This is a genomic window from Serratia sp. CY47444 (assembly GCF_052168635.1).
GTDB classification, from domain to species: Bacteria; Pseudomonadota; Gammaproteobacteria; order Enterobacterales; family Enterobacteriaceae; genus Serratia; species Serratia bockelmannii.
This window is the reverse complement of sequence record NZ_JBJNMH010000008.1, coordinates 88,001-101,042: the sequence shown is the minus strand read 5'-3', so window position 1 is coordinate 101,042 and position 13,042 is coordinate 88,001. Positions and strand designations below refer to the sequence as shown.

Annotated in this window: 15 protein-coding genes; 7 read left to right on the top strand and 8 right to left on the bottom strand. The window is 55.4% G+C overall.

The features are described 5' to 3' along the window. Positions 1–18: 18 nt before the first annotated feature. The 3 genes from ACJ8IL_RS12870 to ACJ8IL_RS12860 form a co-directional block, all read right to left on the bottom strand. Entirely contained in the window at positions 19–819 is an 801-nt protein-coding gene (locus ACJ8IL_RS12870; RefSeq protein WP_049207364.1) for a helix-turn-helix domain-containing protein, read from the bottom strand. Positions 820–1,502: 683 nt separating this feature from the next. Then, a complete protein-coding gene (locus tag ACJ8IL_RS12865) occupies positions 1,503–1,661 on the bottom strand; it encodes a hypothetical protein (RefSeq protein WP_230201404.1) in 159 nt (52 codons plus the stop codon). 64 nt (positions 1,662–1,725) lie between these two features. Next, positions 1,726–2,697: a TIGR04086 family membrane protein gene (locus ACJ8IL_RS12860; protein WP_043140216.1), complete on the bottom strand. Its 972-nt coding sequence runs from the start codon at positions 2,695–2,697 to the stop codon at positions 1,726–1,728. A 228-nt stretch (positions 2,698–2,925) separates the two neighbouring features. Here ACJ8IL_RS12860 and ACJ8IL_RS12855 point away from each other — a divergent pair, with 228 nt between their 5' ends. The 3 genes from ACJ8IL_RS12855 to dsdC all read left to right on the top strand — a co-directional run bounded on the left by ACJ8IL_RS12855 (position 2,926) and on the right by dsdC (position 6,179). Next, positions 2,926–4,422 carry a PAS domain S-box protein gene (locus tag ACJ8IL_RS12855; protein WP_442516578.1) on the top strand — a complete coding sequence of 499 codons (1,497 nt, stop codon included), beginning with the start codon at positions 2,926–2,928 and terminating at the stop codon, positions 4,420–4,422. A 134-nt stretch (positions 4,423–4,556) separates the two neighbouring features. After that, entirely contained in the window at positions 4,557–4,808 is a 252-nt protein-coding gene (locus tag ACJ8IL_RS12850; RefSeq protein ID WP_025303738.1) for a CsbD family protein, read from the top strand. Positions 4,809–5,249: 441 nt separating this feature from the next. After that, complete coding sequence (gene dsdC, locus ACJ8IL_RS12845; protein WP_442516577.1) at positions 5,250–6,179, top strand: DNA-binding transcriptional regulator DsdC; 930 nt, start codon at positions 5,250–5,252, stop codon at positions 6,177–6,179. Positions 6,180–6,190: 11 nt separating this feature from the next. On the opposite strand, the gene ACJ8IL_RS12840 is transcribed toward dsdC, so the two are convergent. The 3 genes from ACJ8IL_RS12840 to ACJ8IL_RS12830 are packed head-to-tail and all read right to left on the bottom strand — an operon-like array spanning position 6,191 to position 7,757. Next, a complete protein-coding gene (locus ACJ8IL_RS12840; RefSeq protein WP_141967486.1) occupies positions 6,191–6,493 on the bottom strand; it encodes a hypothetical protein in 303 nt (100 codons plus the stop codon). 3 nt (positions 6,494–6,496) lie between these two features. Beyond that, positions 6,497–7,420, bottom strand: coding sequence for a DMT family transporter (locus ACJ8IL_RS12835; protein ID WP_442516576.1), 924 nt, complete (start codon positions 7,418–7,420; stop codon positions 6,497–6,499). A 46-nt stretch (positions 7,421–7,466) separates the two neighbouring features. After that, positions 7,467–7,757: a hypothetical protein gene (locus ACJ8IL_RS12830; RefSeq protein WP_049200124.1), complete on the bottom strand. Its 291-nt coding sequence runs from the start codon at positions 7,755–7,757 to the stop codon at positions 7,467–7,469. A gap of 396 nt (positions 7,758–8,153) precedes the next feature. Between ACJ8IL_RS12830 and ACJ8IL_RS12825 the strand changes: the two genes are divergently transcribed. Then, positions 8,154–9,305: a porin gene (locus ACJ8IL_RS12825; RefSeq protein ID WP_442516575.1), complete on the top strand. Its 1,152-nt coding sequence runs from the start codon at positions 8,154–8,156 to the stop codon at positions 9,303–9,305. Positions 9,306–9,363: 58 nt separating this feature from the next. Here the strand turns inward: ACJ8IL_RS12825 and mltB are convergent, their stop codons facing one another. Further along, positions 9,364–10,452, bottom strand: coding sequence for a lytic murein transglycosylase B (gene mltB / locus ACJ8IL_RS12820; RefSeq protein ID WP_442516574.1), 1,089 nt, complete (start codon positions 10,450–10,452; stop codon positions 9,364–9,366). A 283-nt stretch (positions 10,453–10,735) separates the two neighbouring features. Between mltB and ACJ8IL_RS12815 the strand changes: the two genes are divergently transcribed. The 3 genes from ACJ8IL_RS12815 to ypdK all read left to right on the top strand — a co-directional run bounded on the left by ACJ8IL_RS12815 (position 10,736) and on the right by ypdK (position 12,342). Next, positions 10,736–11,188 carry a DUF805 domain-containing protein gene (locus ACJ8IL_RS12815; protein WP_043140239.1) on the top strand — a complete coding sequence of 151 codons (453 nt, stop codon included), beginning with the start codon at positions 10,736–10,738 and terminating at the stop codon, positions 11,186–11,188. Between the two features lie 83 nt (positions 11,189–11,271). Further along, the gene (locus ACJ8IL_RS12810; protein ID WP_025303746.1) at positions 11,272–11,709 is read left to right on the top strand and encodes an antitoxin HicB; all 438 of its coding nucleotides are present in this window, start codon (positions 11,272–11,274) and stop codon (positions 11,707–11,709) included. A 558-nt stretch (positions 11,710–12,267) separates the two neighbouring features. Continuing rightward, a complete protein-coding gene (gene ypdK / locus ACJ8IL_RS12805) occupies positions 12,268–12,342 on the top strand; it encodes a membrane protein YpdK (protein WP_099782600.1) in 75 nt (24 codons plus the stop codon). A gap of 66 nt (positions 12,343–12,408) precedes the next feature. On the opposite strand, the gene ACJ8IL_RS12800 is transcribed toward ypdK, so the two are convergent. After that, positions 12,409–12,933 (bottom strand): cytochrome b, encoded by a 525-nt coding sequence (locus ACJ8IL_RS12800; protein WP_060433767.1) that lies wholly within the window; start codon positions 12,931–12,933, stop codon positions 12,409–12,411. Positions 12,934–13,042 lie beyond the last annotated feature (109 nt).

Genomic DNA, 13,042 nt, shown 5'->3' with positions numbered 1-13,042 from the left:
TGTCTCCTTTTCTCAACGCTACACCACAGGAATCAGTATATCGACATTAACAACTTCGCTGTTTAAATGCTCGTTTCTATATAGCTCAATAAAAAAGCTTTCCCTCATCTTGACATTAATGGCCGGCAGGTAAGCGTCATAGATGCTTTCAAAAAAATCAATGTACTCGGGCAACGCTCCCATAAAGGGAATAACAATATATTTCCCTCTGGGTATGTAGAAGTTAAAAATAGAGTGGAAAACCTCTTGTTCCTTACCATTTGAATGCCATTTACCCGCTCTGGTTTTTTCCACACCATAAGCTTTTCCATTCTTGCTTAACCATTTTTCATTAGTCTGCGTAATGTCACTGGCATCTCTGTATTTCCTTATGGAATGGAAAATCAATGCTTTGTACTGCTTTAACAACTCAATATCATCCGGCATGACCGTGTGATAAAAATAGGGCTTATTGTCATTGCCATACGGTGGGATCTGGATGGAGAAATCCCATCCCCGGCTGTTTCTAAAGCTGTTGGGCGTTTCGCCAAAGAAACGTTTGAATGCCCGCGTGTAACATTGCTGAGAGGCAAAGCCCGATGCCAAGGCGACATCCAGTATGTTCCCTTGATGTTGTTTAAGCAAAATTGCGGATCGGCTCAGCTTTCTGTGCCTGATATAAGTTCCGAGCGTCATACCAAAATAATGTTTAAACAGCCGTTGCAAATGCCATTTAGAGTACCCTGAGATAATAGACACTTTCTCAACGGAAAGGCCCTCTATAATATTCTTCTCCATATACTCTAATACCTGTAAAAGAATATCTTTCCGATAGTCCATGTGCGCTCCCTGTCTTTATAAAAATTGTGTCCTTTTCATTAAAATCGTTAACCAACCAAACCAAGTCATTAAGATTAATCCTAAAAAAAATCACCTTGGCAGCGCCATTTTTGCGGCATAGGAAAAGCCATTACTTAAATAACTGAAAATGATCATGTTATATAAATCCACCCGCAAAAAAACGGCAAAACAAAAACAACCCACATAAAATGCTCCCGTCAAAGATGCATTTACATCTCCAGGGAGAATCACACTTTTTGCCAATTGTTTTATCTTAACGTGTTTTTTTATACTCCACTGGCATGGCCGAATAGGAATTTCATCATCACAAATTAAATCGTGAATTTATTGTTTGGTCGGCTGATAAAATTATTGAACCTAATGCGAAGAAGTAGGAACAATGTCGAGGGAGGATGCGGTGGATAAACGCAAGGCCTTAACCTCGGGCCAGATAATCGCAGAGGTTCATAGCGCGTTTCTTTTTTATCTTTTCCCATACAAAGCAGAATCGATGTTTCAACAAACCTTGTTCGATGCCCTACGTTACCCTCCACGCCAATTGGGGCACCATTTATGCCTCGCTCTTCCCTCGTAACAGTGCCGTGTCTGCATACCCGTGCTTTGTTGCCACAGCACGGCAAAAAGCCCGGCTCGCCAGGCCGGGCTTTTCATTAACGGACTGATTAATCAGCCAGGTTGTCGATCTCTGCCGATCGGTGCTTGCGCAACAGATACAGCAGCAAAGATACCCGCCGCTCGGTGCGTTCCGGGGTATCCGGCGGCAGGTTGTAGCGCAAGGTGTAGCGCTCGTTGTTCTCGTTGCAAAAATCGATGACGAGCACGGGAGCAGACGCTCCCGCCACTTTTCGATAGTTCAGCGAGATGCACGACAGGTTTTTTCTCATCTCAACTTACCGCGACGGTACGGCGGGTTGATTCGGCAATCCGCCCCACGCCGGCGCTCAGCGCAGCGCCCAACAGCAGTATCAACAGTGAGCCCCATGCGGCGCGAGACAGTTGTTTGGCCGCTTCATCAGCCGCTTCACGCGCTTTCTGCTCGGCTTCGGCCTTGAGTTTTTCCACCTTCTGCACCGCCTGCTGATAAGCCTGGGCGTAGTTATCGACGATTTGGCTCGCTTCATCACGGCTCTTGCCGGTGCGTGCCGCAACGATATTCACCAACGCATCCTTGTCGGCCGCACTCAACGTCGGCTCACCGGACTGCTTGACGCGTTCGAACCACTGCTTAAGCTCGGTAGCGGCCTGCGCCGGATCGGCAGCCGCGTCCATGGCTGATTGCTTGCCGTCGGCGGTCGCCCTATCGGCCTTCTGTTCCAACCGAGCCGGATCCAATTCCGGCTTGCCGGTCTGCTTGAGCGTGGCGTTCAACTGATTCTCCAGGCTTCCCCAGTCCAGGCTGATACCCTTTTTATCCAGCTGTTGCTTGAGGCCTTCACCCACGTTTGGCGCTGCCGCCGCCAGGCCGCTGCCCGCCAGCGAGAGCCCTTTACCCACCGCGCTGCCCGCCAGCCCCACCACGCCGCTTGCTAATGAAACCATCAGCCAGGTGGTCAGCAAGGTGGTGATCGCCCAGCTCAGCAGGCCATGCAAACCGCCGCGGTTCGGCGCAGTGCGTCCGGCGACGAACGCGCCGGCGGCCAGCGATGCCAGCGTGGAAACCAGCAGCCAGATCCCGGTGCCGGTGCCAAAACCGCTCAGCGGATTGCCCTTTTGCATCATATCCACGGCCTGGGCACCGATAGCCGTACCCAGCACGCTGAAGATAAGATAAGTCACCAGCGCCACGGCACTCCCGGCCAATATCGAGCCCCATGACACCTGAAACGCAAAGCGATTTGATTCATAGACAGTGGTCATCGTTGTTCCTTATATTTTCTGGACAAGTGATTGCACGCACGGTGGATAACCGCGCAGACAAATTCAGTCTGCCGCGCGGCGGCGTCGGCCGTCCCAGTTCATTTGCGCCAGAATGCCTAGTGCATTCACACCCTGCGAATACGCACGTTATGCACTAAGCTGCTCAGCGAGTAGCGTAACCCGCGGCCCCGATCAGAGGCCGCTCCCCTTCTGTCTAGCGGAGAGCACATGAACCCATCCGTCCTGGCCAGCGAAACCCACCGCGGCCACCTGCAGCAAATCATCTCCGGCTTGTCCGACGGCGTGATCCTGACGGATACCGATCAAACGCTTCTCTGGGCTAACGAAGCCGCGTTGGCCATGCACGGCGTGAGCCACCAGAAAGCCCTGGGGGCTGATGCCGGCGAGTACGCGGCGCGTTTTGCACTGCGTTATCGCAACAACCACCCGCTGGCGCTGGAACAGTACCCGCTGAGCCGGGTTGCCGATGGCGAAACCTTCACCGATGTGGTGGTGGAGGTTCGGCAGGTCGACGATCCGGAGAGCTTCTGGGTGCACCGCCTGCGGAGCCTGATCATCACCGATGCGCAGGGGCAGCCGGAGCTGCTGGCGCTGATCCTGAGCGACGCAACGGAGTGGGCCAGCGCCGAACAGCGCTTTGAAAAAACCTTCAACGCCAATCCGGCGCCGGCGGTCATTTGTCGGCTAAGCGACCTGCGTTACGTCAAGGTCAACCAGGGGTTCCTCGATATGACCGGTTACCAGCGTGAACAGGTCATGGGGCGTTCGGTTTATGAACTCGACGTCTTGGAACAGGCAGAGCACAAAGAGCTGGCGGTTCAGCGCCTGGGGGAAGGCGCCACCATTCCGCAGATGGAGGCCGAGCTGAAACTGCCCGGCGGAGGAAGCAAGTTGGTGGTGGTTGCCGGTCAACCGCTGGATATCAATGAAGACGACTGCATGCTGTTCACGTTTACCGATCTCGAGCCCCGGCGCCTGGCGGAATCGGCGCTGCGAGAAAGTGAAGAGCGGTTCGCCAAGGCATTTCGCCTGAGCCCGGTGCCGACGCTGGTGTGTACCGCGCACGAGCGGCGCGTGCTGGACGTCAACGAAGCGTTCACCCGCACTACCGAGTACGACGCCGAAGCGTTAATCGGCAAAACGGTCGATGAGATCCAGTTTATTGACGATCCCGAGGCGAACCGCCGTTTGTTTGCCGCACTGGAAAAAAGCGGCAACGTTGAAGGGCTGGACATCCAAGTGCGAAAGAAAGGGAGCGAGCTAATCGACTGCGTGGCCTCGGCGGATGCCGTCAGTATCCATAATACGCCCTGCTACCTGCTGGTGCTCATGGACATTACCGAACGCAAACGCTCGGAGCTGGAGCTGGTCAATGCCATCGAAGAAGTGATGCAGGATGCCTCGTGGTTCAGCCAAACTTTGATCGAAAAACTGGCCAACGTAAAAAGCATCAACCGGCCCGACCAGGCTGGATTCACCGCCAGCGACCTCACGCCGCGCGAGCGCGATGTGCTGGAATTGATTTGCGAGGGGCTGCCGGACAAGAAAATCGCGGCGCGTCTCAATCTGGCGCTCAACACCATCCGCAATCATGTCGCGACGGTCTATTCCAAACTCGGCGTGCACAGCCGCAGCGAAGCCATCGTCTGGGCCAGAGAGCGCGGGCTGTTTACCGGCGGAGCGGCCTCCAGGAACGGCAAGTAGCCTGCAAATGCACTACCCGCACCGATGCAAACGCCCCTTATGAGCGCAGAGTGAAGTGCATAACATGGCGGTGCAAATGCAGGCTTTCGCTCTGTGCGAACGCCAAACGGATCGAACCTTAGGAGCACATCATAATGAACAGCGAAAAAGCCAATGGCATGATGGACAAAGTGGCGGGCAAAGCGCAGGAAATCGCAGGCGACGTCAGCGGTAACGAACGTTGGCAGGCCGAAGGCGTCACGCGCCAGGCAGTGGGCGCGCTGCAAGAAAAATACGGCGATGCCCTGAGCTGCGCCGGCAGTATGATGAAGAAAAACCCCCTCGCCGCGTTGGCACTCGTTGCCGGCGCAGGTTTGTTGGCCGGCCTGCTGCTGCGTCGCCGTTGATTAGCGCCGACGATCAACCTGCTTTTCCCTGAATGTTGTGCTCGGTGGGTAACCACTGGGCACGGTTCTCTGGCCAGGCGGGGCTCAGCGTTATCGATTGCTACCTCCATCTCGTTGGCATCCGGGCTTAACGCGTACTCAACGTCGCCATGCGACGGATGATTATGGCGAAACCGTTATATCCCGCAGGGAATATGAGCTTTTATCGTTCAGGCTGCGGTACACCGCCTTTACTCGCTGCTTAACGGCACCTCTTTTTATTATATTCGTCCTATTGCTGATTATCATCGCCCCCACCGCCTGTTATTTCCGGTTGTTATGCAATTCTCTTCAACATATCGAAATCCCTCGGCATAAAAACTGAATAGATCAATCAGGCTGGGTTTATCCTCCGCGCCATTAAATGTTAATATTGCCAGATTGTGCGCACGGAGAAATAGCATGTTCCCCAGTAAAAAACATTCACAGCGGGCGACCCCGCTGACCAGCTATCAATTTTCCCGGCTGCATACTTTTGAATGCGTCGCCCGCCATTTATCTTTTGCGCTGGCGGCGCAAGAATTGTCGATCACCCCCAGCGCCGTAAGCCACCGCATTAATTTGCTCGAAAAGGAATTGGGCTTTCTGCTGTTTCAGCGCTTTCATCGCAGAATTACCCTGACGCCGGAGGGCGAGCGCATGCAATGGGCGCTGGACAGTTCCTTCAACACCTTGAATCAGGAAATTCTGGACATTAAAAATCGCGAGTTGACGGGAACATTGACCCTCTACTCACACCCGTCTCTGGTGCAATGTCTGCTGCTGCCGCGCATCGGCGACTTTATCGCCCAGCACCCCACCATTCACCTCAACATTTTGACCGGGCAGGAAATCATCAACCTGGCCAACCGCGGCGTGGACCTGGCGATGTACTTCGGCAAACTGCCCTCGGGGCGGCATCTGGACGAGGCCTTTATGCAGGAATCGATGGTGCCGATTTGCACGCCGCAGTACGCCGCTGCACATAACCTGTACGATGCGCCGGAAAACCTGGCTCACTGTACGCTGCTGCACGATCGCTACAACTCCGGCGAAGATGAGTGGCAAACCTGGTCACAATACTTTGCGTTGGGGCTGGATACCGACAGTAAAAGCATGGAGTTCGACCGTTCCGATCTCGCGGTACTGGCCGCCACACGGCACCTTGGCGTCGCCATGGGGCGGCTTAATCTGGTGCAGGACTGGATCAAAAGCGGCGAGCTGATCATTCCGTTCACCGATATGACCGTGCCCTGCGAGCACTGCTATTTTACCTCGACCATTTCCGAGCGGCAGTGGCCCAAGATCCTCGCGTTTAAGCAGTGGATCATGAAAATCTCCCCTCTGGTCTGATGGCCAGAGGGTTAGCGCTCTACTTTGGGGGAATAAGAAAAATGCAGCGCGCAGGCGTAGAGCCGGCCGGCCTTTGAATAAGAGATGTATTTGCGGCTTTTATCCCAAGCCAGCAGGGAGTTATTGGCAAAATAATAAACCTCCAATTGCATCCCATTCGCCAACCTCGACCAGCCTCGGCTTCTTATCACGGTAAAATCACCGTTATCGCTGAGCGTAATCAGCGGCACGCCCCAGGCATAGCGGGATATTTGCAACTGAATAATGAATTGGCTTTCGCAGCTTATTTGGTAGTTCTGTACATCAACATCCATAATTTATATTTTTGGTGCCACCCTTCGGTCAAAATAAAGAAGATATGAACAACTCACCACGATTAACCCCAGCACGATCAGCACGGCACCCAATACAAACTCAATTTGCAGTGGTTCGCCGAGAATGGCGACCCCCGCCAGGATGCCGAATATCGGCGTCATAAAGGTGAGAATGCCCAGCGAGGAAGCCTGATAACGGCGCAGCAGTGAAAACCAGATCAGGTAGCTGAAAAACGACACGATCACCGTTTGGAACAGCAGGCTGCACCAGGCCACCGGGCTCAGGACGACGTGCAAATTGCCCGTCGCTATCGCCAGCAGCGACAGCAGCACGCAGGCGCCCGTCAACTGGAATAACAACGTCTGTTTGGCCGGGCACTCCGCCAGACGCGTGGTACGGATCACCAGGGTAGAACCGCCCCAGGCGATCCCCGCCAGCAGGCCATAGAAATCGCCTTTCAGCCGATCGGCTCCGCCACTTCCCTCAGCCATGCCAGATATGGCCAGCACCACGCCGCCAAAGGCGATGAGCATGCCCAGCCACTGCACCGGCGACAGACGCTCCTGAGGAAGGAGAAAATGCAGACCGAGGGCGGAAAATAGCGGCGCGGTGTACAAAAACACCGCCATATGCGAGGCGCTGGTGTAGCGCAGCCCTTCGGAGACAAAAAAGAACTCCAGCGCGAACAATGCCCCTACGCTCAAACCGGCGCTCAGCGTGGCGCGATTCCAGGTGAAACACTCGCCGCGGCAACGCGCCAACAGGTATACCCCCAGCGCGGCGAGGCCCGAGCGAATGGCAATTTGCAGCACCGCCGACACATCCTGCTCGGCGGCCTTGATCGCCACCTGCTGCATCCCCCAGATGGCGCAAAGCAGCACCATGGCGGCGGCGGCCCTGCCGTCAATACCGACTCTTGCATTCATAATAGAATTCTCGCCACCGTTGAAATAATCACAGGCCACCGTAGAATTATTCTTTATACACCACGATTTCCTGATAAAGTTTAATAACCTCACCATCGCTGTCGACAGAGTCGGTATATTCAGTTTGCTGCGCTAAATGAATCACCCTCCATCCTTTACGCGCCAATTCCGGGATCGTCAGGCGCCCCACGCCGCGGCAGGTAAACAGGGTATCGTCAGATAACCTGAGTTTGCTAACCTCTGCATAATCATAAGCTTGAGAATGGCAAACGTGCGACTCCGCCGCCATCGCCGGTAATGAAAACAGCCCCACCAACAACATTAACAGATTTCTCATGGCGACCTCCCAATCGCTTATTCCTGCCGACCGATTACGCAGAAGAAGGCAAACGTTAATACGGCGGTGACAGGCTGAAATTAATTATCTCTTGCACGACTAAAATTACAGGCTGACGCCAATGACTGACAAATGAAAAATATAAACCTTGGCGTTAGATGAATTCATCCGAATCGAGAGACATAAATAATGGCGCTTTTCACCGCACGAAATGGTCAAAAACCGGCCAATAATTAGCAAGAAAAGTAATTATTTATCTCACCGTTTATGTTACAAATGCCGCCCGCCGCTAAAACACCAAAAAAACCGTCAAAATGCGTGAAAACGCAGCGTTCTGCGCAAAACATCGGCATGGCGGCGCTGATGGGGCGGTCATACATAAAACAGGGATAACACATGGCAATGAAATTGCGCGTAGTGACTCAAGCGGTGGCGCTGGGTCTGGCGATCGGCAGCGCGTCGTTCGCCGCTCAGGCAGAAATCACTCTGCTGAAGCAAGATCCACAGGCCGGCGATCCGCTCAGCCGCCTGAACTTTACCGTTGGCGGCAGCATCCGTCCGCAGTTCAACAACATGACGGGCGACGGTGACAAGGGCTCGTATAAGCGTAACGGCTTCGATGGCGGCACCCGTTTCCGTTTCGCAGCGGACTACTACCTGTTCGACGATATCAGCTGGATCAGCTACTACGAGCTGGGTGTGAACATTCCGGCGCTGTTTGACTGGGATCACCACTATGCCGACGGCGCGAGAAACACCAGCCGCCGTATGCTGTATACCGGCCTGAAAAGCAACACCTGGGGCCAGATGACCTTCGGTCAGCAAAACAGCGTTTACTATGACGTGGTTGGCGCCAAGACCGATATCTGGGACTACGACATGCTGGCCCAGGCACCGGGCAACGGCATCAACGGCGACTACGACGGCTCTTACCGTTCACGCAAAATGCTGAAGTACAAGAACCGCTTCGGCGATGCGGACGTTTACGCCTCGTACCTGTTCAGCGACAGCGACTACCTGCCGGGCAACGGCCTGCGTTATAAGCGCAAAGGCGGCGGCTCACTGGGTGTGGATTACCACATTACACAGGATCTGACCTGGGGTACCGCCTGGAACTACACCCGCGCCGAAATGCGCAACCCGTCCACCAGCGGCAGCAAGAGTTATGACCAGAACATTTTCGGTACCGCCATCAGCTGGAAACCGGACAACTGGATGCTCACCTTCGGCGGCGGTTACTACAACGACTTCCTGACCACCAAGAAAGCCGACGTCAACAATTACTTCGCCGGCGATGCGTGGGGTATCGAATACCTGGCCGGTTATACCGTGCCGGTGGGCCAGTACGCGGTGAAATCGGTGATGCCGTACTTCATGGGCGACCGCCTGGAATACATCAGCGGCCGCAACTACCAGCGCATCGACAACGGCCTCGGGGTTACCGTACAGTTTGACTACGGTTTCCGCGTTGACGTAGAGCACGTGCTGACATCGAGCACCGACAACCTCGGCGATATGACCGTGGTCCGTCTGCGCTACGATTTCTGATTGCTCAGAACGTAAAAAAGGCCGCGCAAGCGGCCTTTTTCGTTGTTTGAAGCAGCGGTCAGAAGCCGCCGCGCGCCGAGCGCCCTACCGCTTCGCCCAGTTGCCATGCCGCCATGGCGTAATGGGTGCTGTGGTTATAGCGGGTGATAGCGTAGAAGTTCGGCAGACCGTACCAATACTGGTAGCCGGTGCCGACGTCCAGCCGCAGCAGGCTGGCCTCTTGGTTATCCCCGAGTGAACCCTGCGGGCTCAGGCCGGCTTCAGCCAGTGCGGCGACCGAGTAGCGGGTCTTGAAGCCGTTTTCCAACCCCGGCGCCTGGCCGTTGGCCTGAATGGCGACCGGCTCGCCCTTGGACCAGCCGTGCGCCTTGAAGTAATTGGCCACGCTGCCGATGGCATCGACCGGATCCCACAGGTTGATATGCCCATCGCCGTTGAAGTCAACCGCGTAGCTTTTGAAGGAAGAAGGCATGAACTGCCCATAGCCCATCGCGCCGGCGAAGGAGCCGCGCAGCTCGAGCGGATCGTCACCTTCGGTGCGCGACATCAGCAGGAAGGTTTCCAACTCACCGGCGAAGTAATCTGCGCGGCGCGGGTAGTTGAAGGCCAGCGTCGCCAGCGCGTCGATAATGCGGGTTTTACCCATTACGCGGCCCCAGCGGGTCTCCACGCCAATAATCCCCACGATGATCTCCGGCGGCACGCCGTACACCTGCCAGGCGCGCTGCAACGCATCCTGATATTGATTCCAGAACACCACGCCGTTTTGCACGTTATCCGGGGTGATGAACTTGTTGCGGTAGCGCAGCCAGGAACCGTTCGGCCCGGTTGGCCCCTGAGTAGACGGCGTCGGCGCCTGTCTGTCCATCAGCCGCAGCACCGAGTCCAATCGCCGAGCCTGCGCCAGCACGTCGTGCAGCTGCTGCCGGTCAAACCCGTGTTCCTGCACCATCTTATCGATAAAGCGCGCGGTATTCGGGTTATTGGCGAAATCCCCTCCCAGCGGCGCGCCGCTGTGCGCCGGGCTCAGCAAAAAGCCGCCCTTTACCGGGGTGCTCTGCGGCGTAGCGGTGGTACTGGGTTTCGGCGTGCTGCTACAGGCAGCAAGCAAGGTAATCAGCGGTAAAAGCGCAACCAGGTGACGCATCGGATATCCATAGCCATGCAAGAGATAAGTGGGAGTTATGTTAATGCATTGTTCAACGCGAACAAACAGGATTATGCCGCCAATGACCGCGTCAGGTAGCCAAACGTGCCAAATTGTGACGTTTTGCTCGGTGAAAGGACGCCCTGTGCGGCCGCGTGGAATCTCAACCGCAACTAAATGAGAAAAATTATCACCTTGACGCCCCCGTTTACCCCGCTAGAATGCCCGGCTGCTTGCCATCCGGCCTCCGCCGGGCGGCCAATGATGACGACAACGGACTGTGATGGAATCTCTCGGACAACTCACCAAAGACCTTTACCGCGGGCGCATCTCGCGCAAACCCTTTGTTTTCTCGCTGGCGATCTTCGCCGTTGGCATCGTGCTGCTGTCGTTTCTGTCGACCTATCTGGATAAAAACCATTTTCGCGCCCATGCGCACGGCGACACCGAGGAATTCGTCTCGGTGCTGCTGTATCTGCTGTGCATCATGGTGTGGGCGCTGTTCTGTTTTGGCCTGGTGGCGTGGTTTATGGCCAAAACCGCGTTTCGCCTTAATGATATCGGCCTGCCCGGTTGGGTGCTGGCCGTCACATGCTACGTTTGCTCGGTGCTCAACAACTACTCCCCCGGCCCGGTGGCGCGCTGGCTGCCGCTGTTCAGTCTGGCCGTCATGATCTGCGCCCTACTGTTGCCGCCCGACGGGCTGCGTCGCAAGCCGCGTGAACATGCCGATTGAGCGCCATTCCGCTCAAGGCTATGGCTATCCGCCGGCCGCGCCGTCACAATAGCGCCTCATTCAGGTTTCAATCAGGGATTGCCATGTACAGCCACTACCCCGCCCATTACACCTTCGATAGCGACAGCGACGCCTGGCAGATCGGTTTCCACGACTTCCCCGAGTGGCAATCTGCCTGCTATAAACGCGAAGACATCGAGCTGGAAGCGCAGGAAAGCCTGCTGGCCGCCATCGCCGCCGCGATGGATGAAGGTCTGCCTCTGCCCGCCCCTTCTCCTGCGCAAACCGATGACTTGAAAGTACACCTGCCGGCGCTGGTGGCGCTGAAGATCGAACTGCACAATGCCATGCTACGCAAAAACACCGGCAAAGCGGCGCTGGCGCGCAAGCTGGGATTCAACGGCGGGCAAATGGAGCGGTTGCTGGATATCGGCTACGCCTCGAAGGTTGAAGCGCTGGAGCAGGCGTTGTATCTGCTGGGCTACGAAGTGCGCGTGACGATAAGTGAAGTTTGCCAATAGGTTAGCAACAGGTAAGCAAAATATTATCCGCAGGGGCTAAATTTTCCTCCATTCGCGCCGATGTGATCGTTACCTAATCACTTGTCGCAACAACGAAGGCTAAAAATGGAGTGGAGTCGCCGTCATATTTGGGCCGTTATTCTGCTGTCTTGTCTCGTTTTTTGGGTCATTTTGGCGACCGGCATCAACGCCGTCGCCTGAGCGCCCGCCGCTGCATTGCTTCATCCCCTATTTAACAGCCCGCCACGGCGGGCTAGTTCCTGTCGCCCGCCCATAAAAAGCGTTATAAAACAGCGCGCCCTGTTCAAAAAACAGCCGAAAATTGTGATCAAAAACACAGTATTGAAATCAGACCAGTATTGAGAGTACATTAGCGCCGATCCTGTCGCGGTTCGGATTTTACCTCACGGAGCATGAGGCGCGACAACCGGACAGCCCGCGCTCGAGGACGTTGTTCTTTCGCTTGGAAGAATCCGCCCGACAAGCAGGCTGCCCATAAAATACTCAGCACAACAATCGGGATCATTGCTGGCGAGGACTCCAGACAGGAGTTGTTCAGTGAAATATTTTTTGATGGGCGTGTCATTCATGCTGGTTGCCTGGGTTGGCACCTTCATGTTGATGGTTGCCTGACGGTAGCCAGACCAGGAACACAGCCAAAGGGACGCGCAAGCGTCCCTTTGTCGTTTCTGTTAACGATCATTTGCCCGGCATCATGCGGCGCAAGGTGTCGTCCTTACGCAGGTAGTGATGAAACAGCGCCGCCAACGCATGTGCGCCAATGATAAAGTAGCCGATATTCGCCAGCGTCTCATGAACCGTTTTGACCAGCCTGCGCATCACCGGATCCGGCGTCACCCACTGCGGCATCGGCCAGCCCAGCAAAGACCACGATTTCCCGCCGTAGGCCAGGGTTAACATGCCCAGCAACGGCAACATCAGGAAGACCACGTACAGCAGCCAATGGAAGATCTTGGCGCCCACTTCCTGCCATTCCTCCAGCGGCGGCGTGGTCGGCGGCGTCGCGTGGAAAGCGCGCACCGCCAACCGAATCAGCATCAGGGCAAAAACCGAAGCCCCAAAATTAAAGTGCAGATTTTTGACCATCGGCGCCCACGCTTCCGGCACCGAGTCTTTCAGCAACATCGCCGCATAGGTGAGGATCACCATCAGCAAAGTCAGCCAATGTAAAACGATTTGCGATCGCGCGTAGCGGTTGCTCATACACTCTATCCAAAAAATAAAATTCAGCGTAATTGAGCATAATGGGGAAATGATGAAGAAAACCTTGGGACGGAAAAAATAAGGCCGGGCGAACGCCCGGCCTGACAGG